We start from the raw sequence: 24,232 nt of genomic DNA, 5'->3' as shown, positions 1-24,232 counted from the left end.
ATGGCGGCCCGCGGGCCGCCCATTCCCGGATCAATCCCATTTCAAGGAGGCCGCCATGGCGCCCCGCGTTCTCGTCTCTGACAAACTCTCTCCCACCGCCGTGCAGATCTTCAAGGATCGCGGCGTCGAGGTCGACTATCTGCCCGACCTCGGCAAGGACAAGGAAAAGCTGCTCGAGGTGATCGGCCAGTATGACGGCCTTGCCATCCGCTCGGCGACCAAGGTCACCGAAAAGCTGATCAACGCCGCCACCAGGCTCAAGGTCATCGGCCGCGCCGGCATCGGCGTCGACAATGTCGATATCCCGGCGGCGAGCCGCAAGGGTATCATCGTGATGAACACGCCCTTCGGCAATTCGATCACGACAGCCGAGCACGCCGTGGCGATGATCTTCGCGCTGGCGCGCCAGATCCCGGAAGCCAACGCCTCGACCCATGCCGGCAAGTGGGAGAAGAACCGTTTCATGGGTGTCGAGATCACCGGCAAGACGCTGGGTGTCATCGGCTGCGGCAATATTGGCTCGATCGTCGCCACACGCGGCGTCGGCCTGAAGATGCATGTCATCGCCTTCGACCCGTTCCTGTCGGACAAGCGTGCCGAGGAGCTCGGTGTCGACAAAGTCGAGCTCGATGAGCTGTTCGCGCGCGCGGACTTCATCACACTGCACACGCCACTGACCGACAAGACGCGCAACATCATCGACGCCGGGGCAATCGCCAAGATGAAGAACGGCGTGCGCATCATCAATTGCGCGCGCGGCGGGCTGATCGTCGAGGCCGATCTGATCGCGGCGTTGAAGAGCGGCAAGGTGGCGGGCGCCGGCATCGACGTGTTCGAGGTCGAGCCGGCCGAGCAGAACGCCCTGTTCGGCATGGAAAACGTGGTGGCGACACCGCATCTCGGCGCCTCGACGGCGGAAGCGCAGGAGAATGTCGCGCTGCAGGTCGCCGAGCAGATGGCCGACTATCTGATCAAGGGCGCGGTCTCCAACGCCATCAACATGCCGTCGATCACGGCGGAAGAAGCGCCGCGGCTAAAGCCCTTCGTCAAGCTCGCCGAAGTGCTCGGCGCCTTTGTCGGCCAGGTTACCGAGGATCCGATCACGGAGGTCGAGATCCTGTTCGACGGCTCAACCGCGACGATGAACACGCGCGCGCTGATCAGCGCGACGCTGGCCGGGCTGATCCGGCCGCAGGTCTCCGACGTCAACATGGTTTCGGCGCCGATCATGGTGAAGGAGCGAGGCATCATCGTCGCCGAGGTCAAGCGCGACAAGTCAGGCGTGTTCGACGGCTATATCAAGCTGACGGTCAAGACCGAGCACAGGACGCGCTCGATCGCCGGCACCTGCTTCTCGGACGGCAAGCCGCGCTTCATCCAGATCAAGGGCATCAACCTCGACGCTGAGGTCGGCCAGCACATGCTCTACACCACCAATGCCGATGCCCCCGGCATCATCGGCCTGCTCGGCACGGTGTGCGGCGAGAATGGCGTCAACATCGCCAACTTCCAGCTTGGCCGCAACCGGCCGGGCGGCGACGCCATAGCGCTGCTCTATCTCGACGCGCCGTTCCCGGAAAAGGTGCTGGAGCAGGTGCGGGCGCACAAGTCGATCGACTCGGCCAAGCGGCTGCAGTTCGACGTCGGCGGCATCTGATCCAGGCTTTTCGCCAAGATTAGCAGGCGCGGCGTTTGTCGCGCCTTCTTGCTGCTCAGCGCACTTTGGCCGACCGGGTCATAGCGCTCTTGCGCCCGCTATGTTCGGCAAGCCCGATGCCGCCCAGCACGAGCACAAGCGCCAAGGCCTGATAGAGCTGGAACGTCTCGCCGACGATCAGCACCGAAAGCAACGTGCCGAAGATCGGCACCAGGTTGATGAACAGGCCGGCGCGGTTGGCGCCGATCAGCTCGTTGCCCCTGATGTAGGTTATCTGCGAGACGACCGAGGCGCCGATCGCGGTGTAGACGATGACCGTCCAGCCGCGTGCGTCGGGCATGATGGCCTTGCCGGCGACGACCTCCCACAGCAAGAAGGGCAGCGAGGTGATGAGCGCGGCGATCGACATGGCCAGCATCAGGCTTTGCCAGCGCAGCGCCGGCTTCAGCCGCAGGCCGACCGAATAGCCGCTGTAGAGGACGACCGCCACCAGCATGATGGCGTCGCCGAAATTGAGCTCCAGGGTCAGCAGCCGGCGCGGATCGCCGTGGGAAGCGGTCAGGATGACGCCGGCAATGGTCAGTACGACGCCGGCGATCTGCGCCCAGTTCACGCGCAGCCGGAAGAAGACGAAATTGGCCGTCATGATCAGGATCGGCATCGCCGCCTGTTCGATCGAGACATTGATCGCCGTCGTGTAGTTGAGTGCCGTGTAGAAGATCACGTTGAACAACGTGAAGCCGCTGGCGCCGAGTGCCGCCAGAACGAGCCAGTGCCGGCGCACCACAGGCCAGTCCTCCTGGATCGTGCGCCAGCCGATCGGCAGCAGGATCGCCACCGCCAGCACCCAGCGCAGGAAGACCAGCATCATCGGCGAGACGTGGTCGACCGCCAGCTTGCCGGCCACCGAATTGCCACCCCACACCAAGGTGGTGAGCAGCAGGAATAAGTAGGCGCTTCGATGCATCGCGGGATTCCGGCCGCGACGGATGCGTTGCGGTGTTTGCCGGCCTATTGCCCCTCTCAGCCCAAGTAAATGATGTCAAAGCCGAAAATTGTTGTGCCTCAGGGCATTTTCGGCGGCAAAGAAAGGTCGCACTCGCGAGGTCTTGACGCTATAGAGGCCTGTCGTTTCGAACCATATCCAAGCCGCTCGGCGGCGTCTCAAGGGAAAAGAAACATGGCCAATGTGGTGGTCGTCGGCTCGCAGTGGGGTGACGAAGGCAAAGGCAAGATCGTCGACTGGCTGTCGGAGCGCGCCGATGTCGTGGTGCGTTTCCAGGGCGGCCACAATGCCGGCCACACTCTGGTCGTCGACGGCAAGGTCTACAAGCTGTCGCTGTTGCCGTCGGGCGTCGTGCGGCAGGGCAAGCTGTCCATCATCGGCAATGGCGTGGTCTTCGACCCGCATGCTTTCGTGGCCGAAGTGGCGAAGCTCAAGGCGCAGGGCGTCGAAGTAACGCCGGATCGCCTGAAAATAGCCGAAAACACAGCGCTTATCCTGTCGCTGCACCGGGAGCTGGACGGATTCCGCGAGGACGCCGCGTCGAATTCCGGGACGAAGATTGGCACGACCCGCCGGGGCATTGGTCCGGCCTATGAGGACAAGGTGGGTCGACGCGCGGTGCGGGTGATGGATCTGGCGGATTTGGAAACGCTGCCCCTGAAGGTCGACAGGCTGCTGACGCATCACAATGCGCTGCGCCGCGGGCTTGGCCATGGCGAAGTCACGCATGACGCGATCATGGCCGAATTGACGTCGGTCGCCGACGAGATCCTGCCCTATATGGACCGTGTCTGGAAGATACTCGACGACAAGCGCCGCGCCGGCGAGCGAATCCTGTTCGAGGGCGCGCAAGGCACGCTGCTCGACATCGACCACGGCACCTATCCGTTCGTCACCTCGTCCAACACGGTGGCCGGCCAGGCCGCCGCCGGCTCGGGCGTCGGTCCGGGCGCCATCGGTTATGTGCTCGGCATCACCAAGGCCTACACGACGCGCGTCGGCGAAGGTCCGTTCCCGACCGAACAGAAGAACGAGATCGGCGAATTCCTCGGCACGCGCGGCCATGAGTTCGGCGTCGTCACCGGGCGCAAGCGCCGTTGCGGCTGGTTCGACGCGGTGCTGGTGCGCCAGGCTGTCGCCGTCAACGGCATCAAGGGCATCGCGCTGACCAAGCTCGACGTGCTCGACGGGCTGGACGAGATCAAGGTCTGCACCGGCTATCGCCTCGACGGCGAGATGATCGATTACCTGCCTGCGAGCCAGGGCGCGCAGGCCCGTGTCGAACCGGTCTACGAGACGCTGGAAGGCTGGAAAGGCACCACTGCCGGCGCGCGCAGCTGGAACGACCTTCCGGCCCAGGCCGTCAAATATGTCCGATACATAGAGGAGTTGATCGGCGCGCCGGTGGCACTCCTCTCCACCAGCCCGGAACGGGACGATACGATACTTGTGACCGATCCGTTTCAAGACTAGTTTCTGAAGCCTTTCCGGGCATCACGGCTGATTTGCGGGGGCCGGCGCGGAAGCAAAATACAGGTCGACTGAAGCATGGCAGATTTTGTTGCTGTTCTGAAAAAGGCGCTCGACAAGCACGGTGACGAGACGCCCGAAAAGCGTACGCGCATCTATGACAGCGTTCGTTCCATGCTGGCCAAGAAGCTCGCGGAATATTCGCCGCCGCTGGCCACCGAAGCCATAGGCGCGCAAAAGCGCTCACTGGAAAACGCCATTACGAGCGTCGAGCGCGAGTATGCCAAGAGCGTGCCGGAAACGGACCCGCTCGCGGAGCTGGAGCACATCTTTTCCTCGATCGATCGCAACAAGAACCAGCCGAGCCACACGCGCCAGCCGGTGAAGGCGGAGCCGGCGTGGCCGGCACCGCCCGCCGCCAAGGCCGAGCCTTACCGTCCCGCGCCGCCGCCTGCCGCCACGCCGGAACCTTACCAGTCCGCGCCTTCGCCCGTAGCCAAGGCCGAGCCAAGCTGGCAGAAACCCACGCCGGTGCAACCGGTGGCCCCCGATCTCGCCGATCCTGCCTTGCCGGGCATGGATGCGGACCAGGACGATGACCGCGCCGATGTATTCCCGAACGATGAAGAGCCGGCGGCAGCCGACACTTTCCGCCTGCGTCCGGCCGAGCGCAAACGCAGCTATGGCGGGCTGATCGCCGCCGTCGTGGCCTTGCTGGTCGTTGCCGGCGGTGGCTATGGCATCTGGCTCAACAAGGACGCCTTCAGCAAGATGCTGGGCCTGGACGGCAGCAAGGTCGTCGCCAAGACCGAACCGGTGAAGCCGGCGCCGGCCAAGCCGGCGACCGACGCCCCGGCGGCGCCAGCGCCCGCGGCAGGTGCCGAGGCGACGAAATTCACGCAGCGGCTGACGCCCGAAGGTGGCGAAACCGACCCCGGCCCGGCTGGTGGCCAAACCGGTATAGGCGAGGGTGAATCCGTCGCCGCGCTGACGACACCGCCATCGGCGACGAATGCGCCGGCCAATCCGCCCCCGGCTGCAGCCGCGGCAGCACCTGCCGCGACCGCACCCGCGGCGGGCGCCGCGCCCGCCGCAACCCCGCCTGCCAACGGAACTACACCCGCCGCCCCGGCCAATGCTGCCGCTACGCCGCCCGCCCCAGCGGGCGCCACGCCCACGGCACCGGCTGCCCCGGCGGCGGCGGCCTCGGTGCCGGTCGGCCAGAAGGCGATCTTCTATGAGGAGCGCACCAGCACCGCGCAGGGCTCGGCCGAGCCTGGCAGCATCGTCTGGTCGCTGGTGCAGGAATCGCCCGGTGGCGACCTGCCGCCCGAGCCGGCGATCCGCGCCGAGGCGACCATACCCGGCAAGGACATCCAGTTGCGCATGACCATCCGCCGCAACACCGACCAGACGCTGCCAGCCAGCCACATCATCGAGATGATCTTCCTGACGCCCGACGGTTTCGAGGGCGGCGGCGTCGACAACATATTGCGCGTCGCGATGAAGAGTTCCGAGCAGGATGCCGGCAGCCCGCTGATCGGTATACCGGCCAAGATCGCCGACGGATTCTTCCTCGTCGCGCTCAACGACACCAAGGCCGACGAGGACGCCAACATGACCTTGCTGCGCGGCCAGGACTGGATCGACGTTCCGGTCGTCTACAAGACCGGGCGCCGGGCCCTGCTGACCATGGAAAAAGGCATTCCCGGCGAGAAGGTGTTCGACGAGGCGATCAAGGCCTGGCAGGCGAAGACGGCAGGCTGAGAAGGCGGCGTAACGGCCGCCTTCGTTCAGAAGCCTTGTAACAGTATGTCGAGCGCGGCGACGATGTCGTCGTGGTGCTTCGTCAGGTTCAGCCGACTTTCACCCAATTCGCTCGCTGGAACGGTGGCAATAAGGTGCGTGGCCATTACCAGCTTTCGGCCGTTGATCTCGAAGGTCGGATGAAGCTTTCGCATCGGCGGCGGCACTGTTGCAACGGGCAGAAGCGGGACGACTACCCGCGTCTTGAAATTGTCGAGCAGGTCGGATTGAACGTCGAGCAGATAGTTGCCTTCGATGCGGCCAGCGAAGACGTCATAGCGAGGCATCAGAACTGCCGGAACTCTTCCAGCGGAATGCCGTGTTTCTCGAAGTAATCGTTCCAGGCATCTATGGTCGCGCGGTTCTCAAGTTTCCACAGCCGCGCTTTTTCCGCCGCAACCGCCTCCGCGATGCCGGCTTCCGCGGCGCGTGAGACATTCACGTCAAGCCCCTTGGCTTCCCTCATGAGGTTCGAGTCGATCGACAGATTGGCTGGCTGACGGATCGCATTCAAGGCAATCTTGCGCATAATAGCCTCCGCAACATGCGCATAATGTATGCGCATCTTCATGCGGGGGCAATAATGGAGTGGCTCTGGCTGCGGGTGAGAGGGCCTGGCCCTCCGCTATGGCTCCCAGCCCTTCGGGCGTTCAATCCTTTCCAAAGGTCCACTGGATCTTTCGATTCGCCTGAAGGCGAACCGGGCTTTCACCGTTCGTCGCTTCAATCGACAAATCGTTGTCGATCGATTGGCCTACGGCCGAACGCTCCTCACCCTTCCATCTCCTCGCGCAGCATCTCCAGCTCCAGCCACTCTTCCTCGAGCGCGGCCAGCGTCGCGCGTTCCTTGTCGAGGGCGGCGATGGTTTTCTGGAAGGAGGCCGGATCGCGCTCGTAATAGGCCGGGTCGGCGATGTTGTTCTCCAGGCGCGAGATCGACGCGGTCACCGCCTCGATCTTCTTGGGGAGCGATTCCAGGGCGAATTTCTGCTTGAACGACAGTTTCTTCGCCGGCCCTTTTGGCGCCGCCGGCTCGCTCTTGCCTTGCGCCTGTGCATCAGGGGCTTCGGCCCTGGCGCGCGCCTTGCGGTCGTCGAGCCTTGTGCCGCCGCGTTGCGCCAGCATGTCGGAATAACCGCCGGCATATTCGACCCAACGGCCGCCGCCATCCGGCGCGATGATGCTGGTGACGGTGCGGTCAAGGAAATCGCGGTCGTGGCTGACCAGGATGACGGTGCCGGCAAAGCCGGCGACCAGTTCCTGCAGCAGTTCCAGCGTCTCCATGTCGAGATCGTTGGTCGGCTCATCGAGCACCAGCAGGTTTGCCGGTCGTGCCAGCACGCGCGCCAGGATCAGCCGCGCCCGCTCGCCGCCGGACAGTTCGCGCACCGGCGTGCGCGCCTGCTCCGGCTTGAACAGGAAATCCTTCATGTAGGAGACGACATGGCGCTGCTCGCCATTGATGACGAGGTTTTCGCCGCGTCCGTCGGTGAGGTATTGCGCCAGCGTCTCCTGCGGGTCGACTGCCTCGCGCTTCTGGTCGAGCGTGGCGATTTCCAGATTGGTGCCGAGCCGCACCGAGCCAGCATCCGGCGCCAATTCGCCGGTCAGCATCTTCAAAAGCGTCGTCTTGCCGGCGCCGTTCGGTCCGACGAGGCCGACGCGATCGCCGCGCTGGATGCGGGTCGAGAAGCCCTTGACCACGGCGAGGTCGCCAAAGCTCTTCTCGATGTTCTTCGCTTCGATCACCAGCTTGCCGGATTCGGCGGCGTCGCTCGCCACCATGGTCGCGTTGCCTTCGGCGCCCCTATGGCCGCGGAAACGCTGGCGCATGGTCTGCAACTCGCCGAGGCGGCGCATGTTGCGCTTGCGCCGCGCCGTCACGCCATAACGCAGCCAGTGTTCTTCACGCACGATCTGGCGGCCAAGCTTGTGCTGCTCGCGCTCTTCCTCTTCCAACACCTGGTCGCGCCATTCCTCGAAATGGCCAAAACCCTTGTCCAGCCTGCGGGTCTGGCCACGATCGAGCCAGACGGTGGCGCGCGACACGCGCTCCAGAAAGCGGCGGTCGTGCGAGATGACGATGAGTGCCGAGGAGGTGCGCACGAGCTCCTCTTCCAGCCATTCGATGACCGACAGGTCAAGATGATTGGTCGGCTCATCAAGCAGCAGGATGTCGGGTTCCGGCGCCATGACACGGGCCAGGGCTGCGCGCCTGGCCTCGCCACCTGAGAGATCACCCGGCCGTTCCTCGCCGGTGAGGCCAAGATGCTCCATCAGATAGGAGGCGCGGTAGGGATCGTCGGCTGGCCCGAGGCCTGCCTCGACATAGGCACGCACGGTGGCGAAACCTTCCATGTCGGGCATCTGCGGCAGATAGCGGACGGTTGCCGAGGGCTGGCGAAACACCTCACCGTCCTGCGGCTCGATCAGGCCGGCCGCGATCTTGAGCAGCGTCGACTTGCCGGACCCGTTGCGGCCGACCAGCGCGATCTTGTCACCGGCCGAAGCCGTCAAGGCAGCACCGTCGAGCAACGGTGTGCCGCCGAAGGTCAGTCTTATCCCGTCGAGATTGAGAAGAGGCGGGGCCATGTCAGCTTTCAGGTAGTGGATACGGATGCGCGAGCAGCAGCGCGCGGCCGTGGCCGAGCGCGATGTCGAGGCGGCCCCGGACCTCGTTGGAAATGGTCAGCGACGAGCCGAACGCCACTACGACCTGGTTCAACGGCCATTTGGCGCCGGTGACGGTCAGGCCGGCAAGTTCGGAAAAGCCGAGGATCGAAAACAGCGTGCCGTCGGCATAGTCGAAGCCGGCCGTTCCCGACAGCAACGGGACACCTTCCTGGGCGCCGCTGGTCAACAGCACCTCGGTTCCGGCTTCGGCCAGGCGCAGGGCGAGCGCCAGATGCAGGAAAGCGTGGTCGGCGCGCTTGCCGCCGAACGCGCCCGCCAGCACCAGGCTAGTCGCGCCACGCTCGAGGGCTGCGGCAATCGCCAATTCGCCGTCGGTCTTGTCCTTCTCCGCCGGGAAGGTTCGGCGGGGCACTGCGGCGAGGTCGGCGGGGAGATCGGCCGGCACCGAATCGAAATCACCCACCCATAGTTCCGGCACAAGGCCGAGCAGCCGGGCATGGCCGATGCCGGCGTCGGCGGCAATGATGCGCGAGCCGTCGACCTGGCGGTCGAGCCGGGGCGTGCGGATGAGATCGCCGCCAAGCAGGATGGTGAATGTGCTCATATCCGGTGGCCTGTACCAGCCCGGCAGCGGAAACGGAAGGCCGGCAAACTGCCACTTGCGCGGTTCCCCGGCCCGGCCTATGTGTCGAAACGCTCTAACGGGGTGCCGGACGCGATCTTCGCGGACCGGCTGAGAGGCAGTCTCGCCAACCCGCTGAACCTGATCCGGTTTGTACCGGCGGAGGGATTAGACGTTTCGGACAGTCCGGCGCCTCAATTCCTTGCAATTCGAACGAAGGAGGCGCCGATGCGCACGCTTTTATACGCTCTTGTCTCGACCATGGTCGTGGCGCTGTCCGGGCCGGCCTTGGCCAAGGACAAGCTCACCGTCTACACCTATGAAAGCTTCACCGCCGACTGGGGGCCAGGCCCGGTGGTGAAGAAGGAATTCGAGGCCGAATGCGGCTGCGACGTCGAGTTCGTCTCGGTCGCCGATGGCGTGGCCCTGCTCAACCGCGTCAAGCTAGAAGGCGCGTCAACCAAGGCCGACATCGTACTTGGCCTCGACACCAATCTCACCGCCGATGCCAAGGCCAGCGGGTTGTTTGCCCCGCATGGCGCGGTCTCCGATGTCAACGTGCCGGGTGGCTGGAGCGACGATACTTTTGTTCCCTTCGACTACGGCTATTTCGCCGTCGTCTACGACACCGAAAAACTGAAGACGCCGCCGAAGAGCCTGAAGGAACTGGTCGAAGGCAGTGCCGACGACAAGATCGTCATCCAGGATCCGCGCACCTCGACGCCGGGCCTCGGCCTGCTGTTGTGGGTGAAGTCGGTCTATGGCGACAAGGCGCCGGAAGCCTGGGCCAAGCTCAAGACGAAGGTGCTGACCGTGACGCCGGGCTGGAGCGAGGCCTATGGCCTGTTCACCAAAGGCGAGGCGCCGATGGTGTTGTCCTACACGACCTCGCCGGCCTATCACATGGTCGCCGAGAACACGCAGCGCTACCAGGCCGCTTCTTTCGAGGAGGGCGAATATCTGCAGATCGAGGTCGCGGGAATCACCACGAACGGAGCCAAGAACCCGCTGGCGGCAAAATTCATCGCCTTCATGACCGGGCCGAAATTCCAGGACGCGATCCCGGAGACCAACTGGATGTTCCCGGCCGGAAAGACCGACAAGCCGCTCAACCCGGCCTTCGACAAGCTGGTCAAGCCGACCAAGACCCTGCTGTTCAGCCCCGAAGAGGTTGCCGCCAACCGCAAGGCCTGGGTGGATGAATGGCTGGCGGTGATGAGCAAATAGGCAGAGTGGTGACGCCGGCGCAAACCACGGATTCACGCGTCAGCGCCGGCATCATCGCGCTCGCCGCGATCACGCTGCTGATCGGCGGCGCATTCGCGGGCCTGCTCGTCGAAGGCGCCCATGATTTTTCGGGAGCCTGGGCGGCCTTCGATCCCTACCTGCTGCGCGTCGTGCGCTTCACGCTTTGGCAGGCAGTCCTCTCGACCCTGCTTTCGGTGATCCCGGCGCTGTTCGTGGCGCGCGCCCTGTCGCGGCATCCGCGTTTCTTCGGCCGCGCCTTCATCCTGCAACTCTTCGCCGTGCCGTTGGCGCTGCCGGCGATCGTCGCGGCGCTTGGCATACTGGCGCTGTACGGCCGTGCCGGCTATTTCGCCGGCCTGTTCAGCGCCGCCGGCAGCCAGGGTTGGCCAGGCATCTATGGCTTGTCCGGCATTCTCGTCGCCCACGTCTTCTTCAACCTGCCGTTGGCGACCCGCCTGTTCCTCGAGGCGCTGCAGACGATTCCCGCCGACCAGTGGCGGCTGGCAAGCCAGCTCGGCATGGCGGCGGGGCCGGCCTTCCGGCTGATCGAATGGCCGACGCTGCGCGCCGCTCTGCCGGGTGTCGCCGGGCTGGTCTTCATGCTCTGCATCACCTCCTTCACCATCGTTTTGACGCTTGGCGGCGGACCGGCGGCAACGACGCTGGAGGTCGGCATCTACCAGGCGCTGCGCTTCGATTTCGATCCGGCGCGGGCGGTCGCCCTGACATTGCTGCAGATTGCCTTGACCTTCATCGTGGTGCTGGCGCTGACGCGGCTTGGCGCCAATGTCGTCGGCGACACCAACCTGCCGGTGGCGCCGCGCCGTTATCTCTCCGTCGACACGACCGAGGCGTCACTCAACGCCGTGCTCATCGTGCTGGCGCTGCTGTTCGTTATCGGACCGATGGCCGCGACCGTCTCGGCAGGCTTGGGCGCCGATCTCGGCCGGCTCGCCGGCGAGGCCGCTGTCCGGCAGGCGACGCTGACCAGTGCGGTGCTCGCTTTCCTGTCGGCGCTGCTTTCAGTGATGCTGTCGTTGGCGCTGACCATGGCGCGACGGGCACTCGCGTTGAGGCGCCGCGCCGGTCGAAGGACACTGCTCGAACACGCCACGGATACCGGCGCCGGTTTTGTGCTGGTCGTGCCGCCGATCGTCATCGGAGTCGGCTGGTTCCTCCTGCTGCGCCATGCCGGCGACGTCTTTGCCATCGCCCCGGTCATGGTCGTCACCGTCAATTCTGTCATGGCGATGCCTTTCGCGCTGCGCGCCGTCCGTCCCGCCTATGACGCGGCGAGCGAGCGCCACGAACGGCTCTGCGCGCAGCTCGGCATTTCCGGCTGGGCCAGGCTGCGGCTGGTCGACTGGCCGTCATTGCGGCGGCCGCTCGCCACCGCCTTCGCCTTCGCCATGGCGCTGTCGCTCGGCGATCTCGGCGTTATCGCGCTGTTCGGCAGTGATTCCGTGCAGACCTTGCCTTACCTTCTCCTGGCGCGCATGGGCAGCTACCGCACGCAGGACGCCGCCGGCCTGGCGCTGTTGCTTGGCCTCGTTTGCCTCGCCTTGGTGCTGGCGGCGGACTGGCTGGGAAGAGACAAGGTCCGCAATGTCTGACGGAGCGATGAGAGGGAAGGGTGTTCCGGTGCGGCTGGACAAGGTCTCGTTCAGCTATGGCGAGGCGCCGCTCACCTTCGATGTCGCGTTCGCGGCGGCGGAAATCACCGCCATCATGGGGCCGAGCGGTTCGGGCAAGTCGACGCTGCTCAATCTGGTCGCCGGCTTCGAGACGCCGCAGTCGGGCCGCGTGCTGATCGGCGGGGCCGATGTCGGCGCAGCGCCGCCAGCCGCACGGCCGGTGTCGATGGTGTTTCAGGAAAACAACCTTTTTGCGCATCTCTCCGTCGAGCAGAATGTCGGGCTCGGCCGCTCGCCATCGCTGCGGCTGACCGAAGCCGATCGAACCGCCATTGCCAAAGCGTTGGAACGCACAGGCCTTGGCGGCAAGGACAAGCGGCTGCCGCGCGAACTCTCCGGCGGCGAGCGCCAGCGTGTCGCCCTGGCGCGCGTGCTGGTGCGCGATCGCCCGGTGCTTCTGCTCGACGAACCCTTCGCTTCGCTCGGGCCTGCCTTACGCGACGATATGCTCGACCTGGTTGCCGGCGTGCATGCGGAGCGCGGCATGACGGTGCTGTTCGTCACGCACCAGCCACAGGACGCCCGCCGCATTGGCCGCAATGTGGTGTTTCTGGACAATGGCGCCGTCGCGGCCACCGGCAGCGCGGACGATTTCTTTGTTGGGACTGGTCCGGAGGCGTTCCGGCGCTATGTCGGTGCAGGTGCCGGCAATGCCGTATCACGAGATATTGCCCGGAAGCGGACATAATTTACGGTCAAACCGGCATCAGGCAACGGGGCGCTTGCTTGCCATGGCAGAAGTAGTGTGGCTAGGTCCGCCCTATTGGTTTGGCACAAGCCGTGATTTGCCTACGGTACTCGTCACACGCCCCTAGGGACGTGTGACGAGTACCGTAGAAATTTGTTTTTGCGCATGACAGGTTCCGGAGATCGCCCCCGATTTTCGTGGTCATGCGCCGGGACCTGAAAGGAAGCCGCTCTGGCGATCGGCGTCGACAAGCTACGAATGAACCCGCTAGCGCGCTTTCTGGCGCTGGCCGGCTTTGCCGTGGCGCTCGCAAGCTGCCAGATGTTCACGCCTCCGGAAGTCCAGGAATCCGGCTTCCAACCGTCCGACAAGCCGATCACGGTCGACAATGTCAGTGCCAACAACAAGCTCGCCGAACTGGCCAAGGCGCAGCATCCGCGCATCCTGGCGACCTATGGCGGCGAATATTCCGATCCCAAGCTTGAGCGCATGGTCGCCAAGGTCGTCGGCAATCTGACCGTTGTGTCGGCGAACCCGACCCAGACTTACCGCATCACCATCCTCAATTCGCCCAACGTCAACGCCTTCGCACTGCCGGGCGGCTATCTCTACATCACGCGCGGTCTGCTGGCGCTGGCGAATGATTCGTCCGAGCTCGCCGCCGTCATCGCGCATGAGATGGGCCACGTCACCGCCAATCACGGCCTGCAGCGCCAGCAGCTGGAGGCCGAGGAAGGCCTGGCGACCAAAGTGGTTTCCGACGTGCTCGGCGACAGCCCGACCGCCAAGGCGGCTTTGATCCGCGGCAAGCTCCGGCTGGCGCAGTTCTCGCGCAACCAGGAGCTGGAGGCCGACGCCATCGGCATCAAGTCGATCGGCGAAGCCGGCTACGACCCTTATGCCGCCGGCCGCTTCCTGCAATCGATGTCGGCCTATACCGATTTCCGCTCGATCAGCGGCGCCACCGACGCCAGCCTCGACTTTCTGGCGACGCACCCCAACACGCCGCAGCGCATCGACCTGGCGCAGCGCCATGCCCGCCAGTTCGGCGCGCCCGGCGTCGGCACGCGCGACCGCGATTCCTTCCTCGCCGGCATAGACGGCCTGCTCTATGGCGATACGCCGGAGGAAGGCTATGTTCGTGGCGAGACCTTCCTGCATCCGGGCCTCGGCGTGTCCTTCACGGTGCCGGACGGTTTCATCATCGACAATTCGGCGGCGGCGGTGACGGCGACCGGGCCTGGCGACATAGCGATCCGCTTCGACGGCGTTTCGATAGACAAGAACCGCGCCTTGACCGACTACATCAGAAGCGGCTGGGTGGCCGGTCTGGACGACAGCAGCGTCAAGCAGGAAACCATCAACGGCAACGAGGCCGCGACGGCGCATGCCAGTGCCGAAGGCTGGCAGTTCGACATCGCGGTGATCCGTGCCGGCGGCCAGGTCTACCGGCTGCTCACCGCGGCACCCTCGGCCAGCACCTCGCTGGAGACGGTGGCACGCTCTGTCAGCGGGTCGTTCCGTATCCTGAGTGCCGCTGAAAAGGCGGCCTTGAAGCCGCTGCATATCCGCGTGCTTACCGTGCAGCCGGGCCAGACCATGGGCTCGCTCGCCGCGCAGATGGTCGGCGTCGACCGCAAGCTCGATCTGTTCCGGGTGCTCAACGCGCTGTCGCCGGGCGCCGCGGTTTCGACCGGCGACAAGGTCAAGATCGTCACCGACAAATAAGAGTACGCAGCAAACTCACTTCGCTGGACGCTTGCCGCGGCTTTCTGTGCTTCCGGTGCTCATGGACTTAGAGACCACTCCGCTCCGGTTCTCGAAAACCAAGCCATTCGACTCAGCGGAGCGAGTTTTGACCGCACTCTTGTGCCGTGCCGTTGAAAGTCAGGCGGCCGTCGCCAGAAATTCCGGGTTCTGCTTCACCAGCGCCACTTTGAGCTTTTCCATGGCGCGGGCCTCGATCTGGCGGACGCGTTCCTTGGATATACCGAGCGTCTCGCCGAGAGCCTCGAGCGTGGCGCCCTCGTCGTTCAGCCGGCGTTCCTCGATGATCCTGAGTTCACGCGCGTTCAGCGCATGAAGCGCCTCCCGCAGCCAAAGCGAACGGCGCGCGATATCGATCTTGTCGCCGACGATCTCGTCGGGCAGCGGATCGTCGGAAACCAGGAAGTCCATCCGCTCGGTCGCGCCCGCATCGTCGGCAAGCGGCATGTTGAGCGAGGAGTCGGGCGCCGAAAGCCGTGAATCCATCATCGCCACGTCAGCCTCGGACACGCCAAGCGCCACCGACACTTCGCGGTAGAGGGTCGTGTTGGAAAGCGGCTCGGCGCCGTTCGCCAGCCGGGCGCGCAGGCGGCGCAGGTTGAAGAACAGGGCTTTCTGCGCGGAACTGGTTCCGCCGCGCACGATCGACCAGTTGCGCAGGATGTAATCCTGCATCGAGGCACGGATCCACCACGTCGCATAGGTCGAAAAGCGCACTTCGCGTTCGGGCTCGAAGCGGGCGGCGGCCTCGAGCAGGCCGACATGGCCTTCCTGGATCAGGTCTCCGAGCGGCAGGCCGTAATGGCGGAATTTCGAGGCCATGGAAATAACCAGCCGCATATGGGCGACAGTGATGCTGTGCAATGCGTTCTGATCGTTGTCTTGCTTCCAGAGCAAGGCCAGCCGATGTTCTTCGTCGCGTTCGAGATAGGGAGCCTTCATTGCCGCGCGGACCATGATCCGTCCTGCCGTGTCTTCCATCATGAGGCGCTCCCTGGCTCCGGCGATCTAACCGACGTTACGAACTTGGCAGGGCACCGGTTGAAATCGCGGCGTCGCGCCCTAGAACAGCCAAAACTGCCATGCGCGAGAAAGGTTCCGCTGGCGCGGGTCGGCGAGGGTTGCTGTCCGGGCGATTTCGACGCGGTTGCCGGGGACGGTCAGACGCTGCAAGAGATCATATTTAGAGAATTTGGTTTCAGGAATTCTTTGTTTTTGAAATCTGATTCCTTATTCTTTCGGCTCGCATCTGTCATTTTCCAGCCCTCACAGCAGGCCAGACATCAGGCCAAGGACGGGATCACAAAAATATGAAATGGCTCAAGTCGCTTATCGTCGCCGGAACGCTGCAGGCCCTGGCGGTCACATCAGGCCATGCCGGCGCCAATCTCGATCAGATCAAACAGGCCGGAATCATCAAGATCGGCACGGAAGGCACTTACGCGCCCTTCACCTATCATGACGCGTCCGGCGCGCTGGTCGGCTTCGACGTCGAGATCGCCAAGGCGATCGCCGACAAGCTCGGTGTCAAGGTCGAGTTCCTGGAAGGGAAGTGGGACGGGCTGATCGCCGGCCTCGACGTCAAGCGCTACGACGCCGTCATCAACGAGGTCGGCATCACCGACGCGCGCAAGGCCAAGTACGATTTCTCGGATCCCTACATCGCCTCCAAGGCGGTGCTGATCGTTCGCGGCGACAACAACGACATCAAGACCTTCGCCGATCTCAAAGGCAAGAAGTCGGCGCAGTCGCTGACCTCGAACTTCGGCAAGCTGGCCGAGGCGAACGGCGCCGAACTGGTCGGCACCGACGGCTTCGACCAGTCGATCCAGCTGCTTTTGACCGGCCGCGCCGACGCCACCATCAATGACAGCCTGTCGTTCCTCGACTTCAAGAAGCACAAGCCCGACGCCAATGTGAAGATCGCCGCGCAAGAGGAAAACGCCGACTATTCCGGCGTCATCGTGCGCAAGGGCGATCCGGAACTGGTTGCCGCCATCAACAAGGCGCTGGCCGATATCAAGGCCGACGGCACCTACAAGAAGATCGCCGACACCTATTTCGGCCAGGACGTTTCGAAGTAACTTTGAGTGGGGCCGTTCGTCGCCCCTGCAACGCATCCAGCGGCGGGCCGTCTTTGACGGCTCGCCGCTTTTGTCGTGATATGGCCGGCGCATTCGCGCCTCGATGAAGCCATCTCGACCATTCTGGAGGGTCTTTCGTGCCGCACTGGCTGCAACTGATGCTGGAGTCGCTGCCTTCGCTGCTCTGGGCCGCCTTGATCTTCACTGTACCGCTGACGCTGTTGTCCTTCGTGCTGGGCCTGACGGTTGGCCTCGGGGTAGCACTCGGCCGGCTGTTCGGGCCGAAGCCGCTGGTCATGCTCGTGCGCTTCTATGTCTGGATCTTCCGCGGCACGCCGCTGCTGGTGCAGCTGTTCCTGATCTTCTACGGCCTGCCGTCAGTCGGCATCCTGCTCGATGCTTTTACCGCAGCGCTGATCGGCTTCACGCTCAACATCGGCGCCTACACGTCGGAGATCATCCGCGCGGCCATCGGCTCGGTGCCGAAGGGCCAGTGGGAAGCCGCCTATTCGATCGGCATGACCTGGAGTCAGGCGATGCGGCGCACCATCCTGCCGCAGGCCGGCCGGGTCGCGGTGCCGCCGCTCTCCAACACCTTCATCTCGCTGGTCAAGGACACCTCGCTGGCCGCCGCCATCACCGTGCCCGAGATGTTCCAGGCGGCGCAGCGCATCGTCGCCACCACCTATGAGCCGCTGATCCTCTATGTCGAGGCGGCGATCCTCTATCTGGCGATGAGTTCGGTCCTGTCGGCCCTTCAGACGCGACTGGAGGAGCGGCTCAACCGCTATGGCGGCTTCCTGGAGGCACGCTCATGATCGGCCTCACCAACATCGAAAAGCGCTTCGGCGACAATCTCGTGCTCAAGGGCGTGACGGTCGCGATCGCCGAAGGCAGCGTCACGGCACTTGTCGGCCCCTCGGGCGGGGGGAAAAGCACGCTGTTGCGCTGCATCAACCTCCTGGAAATCCCGACTTCGGGCACGGTGCGCATCGGCGACGAGACGCTCGAGTTTCGCCCGGGCATCAAGGTGCCGGCCGCCGATATCAGGCGGCTGCGCCTGCAGACCGGCATGGTGTTCCAGAATTTCCAGCTGTTCCCGCACCGCACCGCCATCGAGAACGTCATGGAAGGGCTGGTGACGGTGCTGAAATGGTCGCCTGAGAAGGCGCGCGAGCGGGCGCTCGCCTTGCTGGAAAAGGTCGGGATGGCGCACAAGGCGGATGCCTGGCCGGCGACGCTGTCAGGCGGCCAGCAGCAGCGCGTGGCGATCGCCCGCGCCTTGGCGCCGTCGCCGAAGGTGCTGCTATGCGACGAACCGACTTCGGCGCTCGATCCGGAACTGGCGCAAGAAGTGGTCGACGTGCTCGGCAAGCTCGCCAGCGAAGGCACGACCATGGTGATGGCGACGCATGATTTGCGGCTTGCCTCCAAGATCGCCCAGGAGGCGGTGTTCCTTGATGCCGGCGTCATCGTCGAGCAGGGTCCGTCGGCGACCTTGTTCGGCAATCCGGAGCGCGAACGGACCAAGCGCTTCATCGCGACGCTGAAGCAGGAGGCGGAGAAGGAAGGCGGAGGTCAAGCATAGGCCCAGCCATTTCCTTGTCCGAGAACCAAAAAACCCGGCGCGAGGCCGGGTTTTTCGTGAACTTAAAGGCTCAAGAGCTCAGGCAGCTTCTTCCTGCTCGGCTTCCTCATTGTCGGCCTTGGCGCCGCGCTTAGGGCCCTTGTTGAGGTTGACCTCGATCAGGCGCACGGCTTCGGTTTCCGACATGCGGTTGACGGCCGCGATCTCGCGGGCCATGCGGTCGAGTGCCGCTTCATAGAGCTGGCGCTCGGAATAGGACTGCTCCGGCTGGTTGTCGGCGCGGTAGAGGTCGCGCACGACTTCCGAGATCGAAATCAGGTCGCCGGAATTGATCTTGGCATCATATTCCTGGGCGCGGCGCGACCACATGGTGCGCTTGACGCGGGCGCGGCCCTGCACGACCTTCAACGCGCGCTCGACATAATCCTCTTCCGACAGCTTGCGCATGCCAATGGAGGTCGCCTTGGCGACCGGCACCTTCAGGCGCATCTTGTCCTTCTGGAAGTCGATGACGAACAGTTCCAGCTTATGGCCGGCCACTTCCTGCTCGTCGATCGACACGATCTGGCCAACGCCATGCGCCGGGTAGACGATATACTCGCCGGTCTTGAAACCGTGACGCGCACCAGTGGACTTCTTCTGCGGGGTGATCGTTGCCATTACGCCCTGAACTCCTTGTTATGGGCCGGCGGCGGTGCCGGCTGAACTCGTGCGACCGGGGAAACCGATCGTTAGCCGCACAACAGATGAACCCACCGGAAAGGTCGGGACCGGCAAACCGCACGAACTGCGACCGCCTGACCCAGATCGCTCTGGTCCGGAATGGGATTTTCACCTTTCAGTGATTTGGGGCGTCTGCGCCATAAATCGACGTTGTGTCACCGGCATGTTTCGCTGATGTAGCACAAAAAGTCGGAAGAATCAAGGTTTTGCTGCGTAAGCGAAGGCCACAACCAATCGCCGCCTGTCAAGGCGGTTAATCCGATGTGCCTGTTACGCTGCGTCATACAAGCCTTTACGGCTGTATTGTCAATCGCCTTCGCCAGGCTCGGCGGAGAAGTATTTCTCGAACTTGCCGGCCTCGCCATCGAAGGTCTTGGCGTCTTCCGGCGGCTCCTTCTTGGCGGTGATGTTGGGCCATTTCTCGGCATATTCGGTGTTGATCTGCAGCCATTTGTCGAGGCCTGGCTCGGTGTCGGGCTTGATCGCGTCGGCCGGGCATTCAGGCTCGCAGACGCCGCAGTCGATGCACTCGTCGGGATGGATGACGAGCATGTTCTCGCCTTCGTAGAAACAGTCGACCGGACAGACCTCGATGCAGTCCATATATTTGCATTTGATGCAATTGTCGGTCACGACATAGGTCATCGGTCGGCTCCGGGACGTCCCAGCTTAATGGGCCAGTTTTCTTGGGCTTTTTCCGTGAGGTAACGCCTTTGTCTCTCGCTTGCAAGGGTTGCCATGCCCGACCGCTTCGGCGTTGGCGGAATGGAATTCCAGGCGGCAGGCGCGGCGAGGGCGGCTGATGTCTTGTGGAGCATCTTGTTTGCCGGGTTCGGTTCCGTCCTGCGCCCGCCGTTGCCCGGGGATTTCGGCCCGCGGTCTGGCCGGCAAGCCTCAATCGTCACCAAGCAAGCGGTCGGTCTGGCGGCGCTCTCTTTTGGTCGGGCGGCCGCTGCCGGCCTCGCGCAGCGCCGGTATGGCGTCGGGAAGCGCCTCGCCCTTCGGTGTGGGCGGCGGCGACATGTCCTCGTAGAGGGTGCGGGCTTCCTCCGCCGGGCCGCGCCGGACACCCGCGCCAAGCACCTTCCAGACGAAAATGCGCCGGTCGAGCGTGATGGTCAGCACGTCACCCGGCTTGACCAGATCGGAGGCCTGCGCTGCTTTGTCGCGATTGATGCGCACGCGCCCGGCGACGACGAGCTTCGCCGCCAGTGAGCGCGATTTCACCGCGCGCGAGAAGAACAGCCATTTGTCGATGCGCTGGCGGCCTTCGGCAACCATCGAACCCTACCGAGCCTACTTCTTCAGCTGGTCGCGCAAGGCGGCGAGCTTGGCGAAGGGCGAATCCGGATCGAAGCGCACCGGACGTTCTTCGCGCGGCTTCGGCTGGAAAGCGGGCTTTGCGCCTCCCTTGCCGCGATCGGGACCGCCCTTGCCCTCGGGCCGGCCACCCTTCCAGTCGGGTCGGCCTTCGCGGCGCTCGGGACGCTCGCCCTGCGGGCGGCCGTCACGGCGCTGTTCGCCTTCACCCTGCGGCTTGGGCTTGAACTTCGAACGGTCGAAGCGCGGCTTGCCGGTCCCGTCGCGCCGACCCTCATGGGCGGGACGTTCTCCGGGCGCGGCCGTGGCCGGTGCGCCGGCGGCATCGGCGGGTGCATTGTTTCGGCCGCGCGCTTGTCCATTGCGCTGGCGGTTGTTGCGACCTTCGTGATGGCGGGGGCGCTGTTCGAAACGGCCCTGGCGCCACAGCAGGATCGGCTTGGGCGCTTCGGCTTCGGCGATGGGCTCGCCGGTGGCCGCTTCGGCCACCACGGCAGGCTCGTCCGAAACCGCTTCCGTCGCCGGTGCAGCTTCGGAAACTGGCTCCGCCGGCGCCGCCTCGATCGACTCGGCTTCCGCTTCCGGCGCGGCAACAGGTTCAGCAACCGCTTCGGCGACAGCAATCTCTGTAGCGGGTTCTTCCACGGCTTCGGCTGGAGCTTCCGGTTGCGCTTCCGCGATCGGCTCCGCTGTCGTTTCCGCGATGACCTCGGCGGGAGTTTCGAGCGCGGTCTCGGCAACAGCCGGTTCCGAACCTTCGACCGCCGCCTCCTCGGCCGCGTCCGTAGCGGCTGCCTCGCCTGCCTTGGCCTGCTCGGCGCGCGCGGCTTCTTCCGCCGCGAGTTTCGCGGCAGCGGCTTCACGCGCGGCGGTGTCCTGCGCCTCGAGCCGCGCCTTCACCTCCGCCGCCGGCTTCGGCTCGGCGCGGTAGCCGAGGCCCTTGAGAATCTCTTCCATGTCGTCGGCGGTGGCACCAAGGATCGACATCATCGGCGGCGTCACCATGAAGGAATGGCCGTCATAGGCGCCGTCCGGACGCTGGCCGAGGCCGGGCTTCCAGTTGGTCGCCGGACGGATGAGGTCCGCCAGCCGCTCCAATATGTCGATGCGCACGGCGCGGCGGCCGAGATTGCGATAGCCGGCAAGCTTGTAGAAAGCCTTGTCGAAGGCAGGATCGATGACCACGGAGGTACGGCCGGACGCCAGCGCGTGGACGACGTCGCCGAAACCAGGCTTGTCCTTGCCGTCGTTCCGCAGCGCCCACAGCAAGGTCACCAGCCCGGCGGGGGCCGGCTTGATCAAAGCGGGCACGAAGACGTGGTAGGCGCCGAAGCGCACACCAAGGCGGCGCAGGGCCGCGCGACCCTCCTGGTCGAGCGACTTCATCTCCTCGGCGATATCGCGGCGGTTGATGAGGCCGAAATTCTCGACCAGCTGGAAGGCAATGCCGCGGCCGATGCCGGAAATCTGGTCGGCGTTCTTCAGGTCGACGAGCGGCTTCAGCAGCGTTTCGATCTGGAAATTGACGAAGCGTTCGGCGCGCGCGGCGACCTTGTCGCGCGCCGGGCCGGTCAGCTGTTCGTCGGCCAAAAGCACAAGGCGCGGCTTCAGCGCGTCTTCGCCCGAAACCAGCGTGCCGATCGGCGCGCCGATCCAGCGTAGCGTGCCGTCCGAGCCTAGCGCCAGGTCGCCATTGGCGCAGGCGCCGAAGCGTTCGGCGCGCGCCTCGAACTCGGCGGCAAGCGCCTTTTGCGCGGCTGTGCGCACGGCCTTGGCGTCTTCGCCGCCGGCGGTCTGGTCGGCGGTGAAGCGGAACCCTTGCAACTCGCCGACATGGTGGCCTTCGACAAGGACGGTTCCGGTAGGACTGATTTCGGCTTCAGGCATGGTATTTTCTCTAAGGCGCCGCATGAGGACGGAAGTCCTGCGGTCTACGAAGCGTTTCGTCAACCGCTCATGCAGCGCATCCGACAATCTGTCTTCGATTTCGCGCGTCTTTTCCTGCCAGTGTGCCTGATCGGCCAGCCAGCCGGGCCGGTTCGACACGAATGTCCAGGTGCGGATTTGGGCAATACGGTGCGACAGCGTGTCGATGTCGCCCTCGGTGGTGTCGGCGCGGCGCACCTGCTCGGCCATGTAGTTCTCGTCGACATGGCCATGACGGGCGAGGTCCATGTAGATGGAGGCGATGAGGTCGGCATGCTGGGCAGGCGCGATCTTCCTGTAGTCGGGCAGCGCGCAGGCTTCCCACAGCAGCGCCACGCGCTTGGCATCGGTGGCGAGCGCGCGGATGTCCTCGTCGCGGGAGAGATATTCGAGCGCCTGTGCGTCGACCGCCGGCAGGGCGCGCGTCAGGCCCTCGACCGGCGCGTTGGTCTCGATCGAGCGCTTCAGCGCATCGAGGCTGGCGAAGTCGAAATGCGCGGTGCGCCACTGCAGCACCTTCACCGGATCGAAGTCGTGGCCCTCGATCTTCTTGACGAGGTCTTCGTCGAGCGGGTCGACCTGACCGGTGACACCGAACGTGCCGTCGCGCAGATGCCGGCCGGCGCGGCCGGCGATCTGGCCGAGTTCGGCCGCCGTCAGATTACGGTACTGGTAGCCGTCGAATTTGCGGTTCTGGGCGAAGGCGACATGGTCGAGATCGAGGTTGAGACCCATGCCGATGGCGTCGGTGGCGACGAGATAGTCGACATCACCCGACTGGAACAGCGCCACCTGGGCGTTGCGGGTGCGCGGCGAAAGCGCGCCGAGCACGACGGCGGCACCGCCCTGCTGGCGGCGGATCAGCTCGGCGATGGCATAGACCTCGTCGGCGGAAAAGGCGACGATCGCGGTGCGGCGCGGCAGGCGGGTCAGTTTCTTCGAACCGGCATAGGCCAGGTGCGACAGCCTTGGCCGCGTCACCACCGAGACGCCCTTCAGCAGGCGCTGCAGGATGCCATGCATGGTGGCGGCACCAAGCAGCAGCGTTTCCTGGCGGCCGCGCAGATGCAGGATACGGTCGGTGAAGATGTGGCCGCGCTCGAGGTCGCCGGCGAGCTGCACCTCGTCGATGGCGACGAAGGCGGCGTCGGTCTCGCGCGGCATGGCCTCGACGGTGCAGACCGAATATTTGGCGCCTGGCGGCTGGATCTTCTCCTCGCCGGTGATCAGCGCGACCTTGTGGGCGCCGACCTTTTCGCAGACGCGCGCATAGACTTCCCGGGCCAGCAGCCTGAGCGGCAGGCCGATGACGCCGGTTTCGTGCGCCACCATGCGCTCGATGGCGAGATGGGTCTTGCCGGTGTTGGTTGGGCCAAGCACGGCGGTCACGTCGCGGCCCGACAAGATCAGCGGCTCAGTGTGTTTCGGCTGGATGTTCATCGACCTGGAAATAAGGCTTTCTGGCCTCTGGTTGTCGGGAGCGTGCCTCAACTGGCGCGTATGACAGGCGACACATAGGGATTTCGGGCGCGAAGCGAAAGCGGAATGTTCCACCGGCGGCTTCGAAAGCAACTCTGTCTGGCGCTAAATTGGCTGCTGCTTAACTGATGGAACGAGTCTGGAACGAATCAGCTACGAATCGGCGACTCGCTCAGATTCAGCTTTTGTTCACGGCTACATATGGATTTTGTGATGCTGAGTCTCACCACATGCTGAATCGTGGAACTGGCCCGTTTTATGCTGGGTGAGCCTTGTCCTTAACCTTTGCCGGCAAATGACCGAGGCAGGTCAGGGGCTATCGCTCAAGATTATGAAATTGTTAATCTTTCTGAATTTGCCGTTAAGGAAAAACAGCTGATTCCGGGGCATTAACGTTAACTTCCGCTCAAAGCCGGAACGAATCGGCGACAAATCAGCGCCAACGGGATTTTCCCGTTTTGTTCCCTCAATATCTTGTGTTGCGAACAGTTTATCCACCGAGGATTCACAGGCTTGTCCA

At 64.4% G+C, this 24,232-nt stretch carries 20 protein-coding genes and 1 riboswitch; of the genes, 10 read left to right on the top strand and 10 right to left on the bottom strand.

Annotated features, from left to right (window positions below):
* The first annotated feature begins 55 nt into the window (after positions 1 to 55).
* The gene (gene serA / locus ACLGL5_RS03650) at positions 56 to 1,657 is read left to right on the top strand and encodes a phosphoglycerate dehydrogenase (RefSeq protein ID WP_019861724.1); all 1,602 of its coding nucleotides are present in this window, start codon (positions 56 to 58) and stop codon (positions 1,655 to 1,657) included.
* A 55-nt stretch (positions 1,658 to 1,712) separates the two neighbouring features.
* Here serA and ACLGL5_RS03645 read toward each other — a convergent pair whose 3' ends face one another.
* Entirely contained in the window at positions 1,713 to 2,624 is a 912-nt protein-coding gene (locus ACLGL5_RS03645) for a DMT family transporter (protein ID WP_069090347.1), read from the bottom strand.
* 213 nt (positions 2,625 to 2,837) lie between these two features.
* On the opposite strand from ACLGL5_RS03645, the gene ACLGL5_RS03640 reads away from it, so the two are divergent.
* Both ACLGL5_RS03640 and ACLGL5_RS03635 read left to right on the top strand, forming a co-directional pair.
* Positions 2,838 to 4,136: an adenylosuccinate synthase gene (locus ACLGL5_RS03640; protein ID WP_010912013.1), complete on the top strand. Its 1,299-nt coding sequence runs from the start codon at positions 2,838 to 2,840 to the stop codon at positions 4,134 to 4,136.
* Between the two features lie 75 nt (positions 4,137 to 4,211).
* The gene (locus ACLGL5_RS03635) at positions 4,212 to 5,900 is read left to right on the top strand and encodes a hypothetical protein (protein WP_019861722.1); all 1,689 of its coding nucleotides are present in this window, start codon (positions 4,212 to 4,214) and stop codon (positions 5,898 to 5,900) included.
* A 26-nt stretch (positions 5,901 to 5,926) separates the two neighbouring features.
* Here the strand turns inward: ACLGL5_RS03635 and ACLGL5_RS03630 are convergent, their stop codons facing one another.
* The 4 genes from ACLGL5_RS03630 to ACLGL5_RS03615 form a co-directional block, all read right to left on the bottom strand.
* Positions 5,927 to 6,226, bottom strand: a complete 300-nt coding sequence (locus ACLGL5_RS03630) for a CcdB family protein (protein WP_019861721.1) — start codon at positions 6,224 to 6,226, stop codon at positions 5,927 to 5,929.
* Positions 6,226 to 6,468 carry a type II toxin-antitoxin system CcdA family antitoxin gene (locus tag ACLGL5_RS03625; RefSeq protein ID WP_032921405.1) on the bottom strand — a complete coding sequence of 81 codons (243 nt, stop codon included), beginning with the start codon at positions 6,466 to 6,468 and terminating at the stop codon, positions 6,226 to 6,228. Before ACLGL5_RS03625 ends, ACLGL5_RS03630 begins: the two co-directional genes overlap by 1 nt.
* Before the next feature lie 242 nt (positions 6,469 to 6,710).
* Positions 6,711 to 8,531 carry an ABC-F family ATP-binding cassette domain-containing protein gene (locus ACLGL5_RS03620; RefSeq protein ID WP_019861719.1) on the bottom strand — a complete coding sequence of 607 codons (1,821 nt, stop codon included), beginning with the start codon at positions 8,529 to 8,531 and terminating at the stop codon, positions 6,711 to 6,713.
* A gap of 1 nt (position 8,532) precedes the next feature.
* Positions 8,533 to 9,177 (bottom strand): thiamine diphosphokinase, encoded by a 645-nt coding sequence (locus ACLGL5_RS03615; protein ID WP_019861718.1) that lies wholly within the window; start codon positions 9,175 to 9,177, stop codon positions 8,533 to 8,535.
* Between the two features lie 88 nt (positions 9,178 to 9,265).
* Positions 9,266 to 9,380, top strand: a riboswitch (TPP riboswitch).
* 43 nt (positions 9,381 to 9,423) lie between these two features.
* On the opposite strand from ACLGL5_RS03615, the gene thiB reads away from it, so the two are divergent.
* The 4 genes from thiB to ACLGL5_RS03595 all read left to right on the top strand — a co-directional run bounded on the left by thiB (position 9,424) and on the right by ACLGL5_RS03595 (position 14,553).
* The gene (thiB, locus tag ACLGL5_RS03610; RefSeq protein ID WP_019861717.1) at positions 9,424 to 10,422 is read left to right on the top strand and encodes a thiamine ABC transporter substrate binding subunit; all 999 of its coding nucleotides are present in this window, start codon (positions 9,424 to 9,426) and stop codon (positions 10,420 to 10,422) included.
* A complete protein-coding gene (gene thiP / locus ACLGL5_RS03605; RefSeq protein ID WP_069090346.1) occupies positions 10,398 to 12,056 on the top strand; it encodes a thiamine/thiamine pyrophosphate ABC transporter permease in 1,659 nt (552 codons plus the stop codon). The genes thiB and thiP overlap by 25 nt, the downstream gene beginning before the upstream one ends.
* Positions 12,049 to 12,825: a thiamine ABC transporter ATP-binding protein gene (thiQ, locus tag ACLGL5_RS03600; RefSeq protein WP_069090345.1), complete on the top strand. Its 777-nt coding sequence runs from the start codon at positions 12,049 to 12,051 to the stop codon at positions 12,823 to 12,825. Before thiP ends, thiQ begins: the two co-directional genes overlap by 8 nt.
* 258 nt (positions 12,826 to 13,083) lie before the next feature.
* Complete coding sequence (locus ACLGL5_RS03595; RefSeq protein ID WP_019861711.1) at positions 13,084 to 14,553, top strand: M48 family metalloprotease; 1,470 nt, start codon at positions 13,084 to 13,086, stop codon at positions 14,551 to 14,553.
* Between the two features lie 159 nt (positions 14,554 to 14,712).
* Here the strand turns inward: ACLGL5_RS03595 and ACLGL5_RS03590 are convergent, their stop codons facing one another.
* A complete protein-coding gene (locus ACLGL5_RS03590; RefSeq protein WP_019861710.1) occupies positions 14,713 to 15,576 on the bottom strand; it encodes an RNA polymerase factor sigma-32 in 864 nt (287 codons plus the stop codon).
* Positions 15,577 to 15,902: 326 nt separating this feature from the next.
* Here ACLGL5_RS03590 and ACLGL5_RS03585 point away from each other — a divergent pair, with 326 nt between their 5' ends.
* The 3 genes from ACLGL5_RS03585 (at position 15,903) to ACLGL5_RS03575 (ending at position 18,264) form a co-directional block, all read left to right on the top strand.
* The gene (locus ACLGL5_RS03585) at positions 15,903 to 16,676 is read left to right on the top strand and encodes an amino acid ABC transporter substrate-binding protein (RefSeq protein WP_019861708.1); all 774 of its coding nucleotides are present in this window, start codon (positions 15,903 to 15,905) and stop codon (positions 16,674 to 16,676) included.
* 137 nt (positions 16,677 to 16,813) lie between these two features.
* Positions 16,814 to 17,494 (top strand): amino acid ABC transporter permease, encoded by a 681-nt coding sequence (locus ACLGL5_RS03580; RefSeq protein ID WP_038650219.1) that lies wholly within the window; start codon positions 16,814 to 16,816, stop codon positions 17,492 to 17,494.
* Complete coding sequence (locus ACLGL5_RS03575) at positions 17,491 to 18,264, top strand: amino acid ABC transporter ATP-binding protein (protein ID WP_019861706.1); 774 nt, start codon at positions 17,491 to 17,493, stop codon at positions 18,262 to 18,264. Before ACLGL5_RS03580 ends, ACLGL5_RS03575 begins: the two co-directional genes overlap by 4 nt.
* Positions 18,265 to 18,342: 78 nt before the next feature.
* On the opposite strand, the gene ACLGL5_RS03570 is transcribed toward ACLGL5_RS03575, so the two are convergent.
* From ACLGL5_RS03570 to ACLGL5_RS03555, 4 genes are all read right to left on the bottom strand, one after another.
* A complete protein-coding gene (locus ACLGL5_RS03570; protein ID WP_010911999.1) occupies positions 18,343 to 18,924 on the bottom strand; it encodes a CarD family transcriptional regulator in 582 nt (193 codons plus the stop codon).
* 369 nt (positions 18,925 to 19,293) lie between these two features.
* On the bottom strand, positions 19,294 to 19,632 hold the full coding sequence (fdxA, locus tag ACLGL5_RS03565; RefSeq protein ID WP_069090344.1) for a ferredoxin FdxA: 339 nt from the start codon (positions 19,630 to 19,632) through the stop codon (positions 19,294 to 19,296).
* Positions 19,633 to 19,881: 249 nt separating this feature from the next.
* A complete protein-coding gene (locus ACLGL5_RS03560; RefSeq protein WP_019861705.1) occupies positions 19,882 to 20,268 on the bottom strand; it encodes an RNA-binding S4 domain-containing protein in 387 nt (128 codons plus the stop codon).
* Positions 20,269 to 20,283: 15 nt separating this feature from the next.
* The gene (locus ACLGL5_RS03555; RefSeq protein WP_069090343.1) at positions 20,284 to 23,673 is read right to left on the bottom strand and encodes a helicase-related protein; all 3,390 of its coding nucleotides are present in this window, start codon (positions 23,671 to 23,673) and stop codon (positions 20,284 to 20,286) included.
* Positions 23,674 to 24,232 lie beyond the last annotated feature (559 nt).

The sequence above is a fragment of the Mesorhizobium sp. U510 genome (genome assembly GCF_059180695.1).
This window is presented reverse-complemented; position numbering and strand designations above follow the sequence as displayed.

Excerpts from the sequence above, each read along its gene's own strand:
- serA (WP_019861724.1), top strand. The coding sequence starts at position 56 with ATGGCGCCCCGCGTTCTCGTCTCTGACAAACTCTCTCCCACCGCCGTG.
- ACLGL5_RS03575 (WP_019861706.1), top strand. The coding sequence starts at position 17,491 with ATGATCGGCCTCACCAACATCGAAAAGCGCTTCGGCGACAATCTCGTG.
- ACLGL5_RS03590 (WP_019861710.1), bottom strand. The coding sequence starts at position 15,576 with ATGATGGAAGACACGGCAGGACGGATCATGGTCCGCGCGGCAATGAAG.
- ACLGL5_RS03570 (WP_010911999.1), bottom strand. The coding sequence starts at position 18,924 with ATGGCAACGATCACCCCGCAGAAGAAGTCCACTGGTGCGCGTCACGGT.
- fdxA (WP_069090344.1), bottom strand. The coding sequence starts at position 19,632 with ATGACCTATGTCGTGACCGACAATTGCATCAAATGCAAATATATGGAC.
- ACLGL5_RS03645 (WP_069090347.1), bottom strand. The coding sequence starts at position 2,624 with ATGCATCGAAGCGCCTACTTATTCCTGCTGCTCACCACCTTGGTGTGG.
- thiQ (WP_069090345.1), top strand. The coding sequence starts at position 12,049 with ATGTCTGACGGAGCGATGAGAGGGAAGGGTGTTCCGGTGCGGCTGGAC.
- ACLGL5_RS03625 (WP_032921405.1), bottom strand. The coding sequence starts at position 6,468 with ATGCGCAAGATTGCCTTGAATGCGATCCGTCAGCCAGCCAATCTGTCG.
- ACLGL5_RS03555 (WP_069090343.1), bottom strand. The coding sequence starts at position 23,673 with ATGAACATCCAGCCGAAACACACTGAGCCGCTGATCTTGTCGGGCCGC.
- ACLGL5_RS03615 (WP_019861718.1), bottom strand. The coding sequence starts at position 9,177 with ATGAGCACATTCACCATCCTGCTTGGCGGCGATCTCATCCGCACGCCC.
- ACLGL5_RS03585 (WP_019861708.1), top strand. The coding sequence starts at position 15,903 with ATGAAATGGCTCAAGTCGCTTATCGTCGCCGGAACGCTGCAGGCCCTG.
- ACLGL5_RS03635 (WP_019861722.1), top strand. The coding sequence starts at position 4,212 with ATGGCAGATTTTGTTGCTGTTCTGAAAAAGGCGCTCGACAAGCACGGT.
- ACLGL5_RS03630 (WP_019861721.1), bottom strand. The coding sequence starts at position 6,226 with ATGCCTCGCTATGACGTCTTCGCTGGCCGCATCGAAGGCAACTATCTG.
- thiP (WP_069090346.1), top strand. The coding sequence starts at position 10,398 with ATGGCTGGCGGTGATGAGCAAATAGGCAGAGTGGTGACGCCGGCGCAA.
- ACLGL5_RS03640 (WP_010912013.1), top strand. The coding sequence starts at position 2,838 with ATGGCCAATGTGGTGGTCGTCGGCTCGCAGTGGGGTGACGAAGGCAAA.
- thiB (WP_019861717.1), top strand. The coding sequence starts at position 9,424 with ATGCGCACGCTTTTATACGCTCTTGTCTCGACCATGGTCGTGGCGCTG.
- ACLGL5_RS03595 (WP_019861711.1), top strand. The coding sequence starts at position 13,084 with ATGAACCCGCTAGCGCGCTTTCTGGCGCTGGCCGGCTTTGCCGTGGCG.
- ACLGL5_RS03620 (WP_019861719.1), bottom strand. The coding sequence starts at position 8,531 with ATGGCCCCGCCTCTTCTCAATCTCGACGGGATAAGACTGACCTTCGGC.
- ACLGL5_RS03560 (WP_019861705.1), bottom strand. The coding sequence starts at position 20,268 with ATGGTTGCCGAAGGCCGCCAGCGCATCGACAAATGGCTGTTCTTCTCG.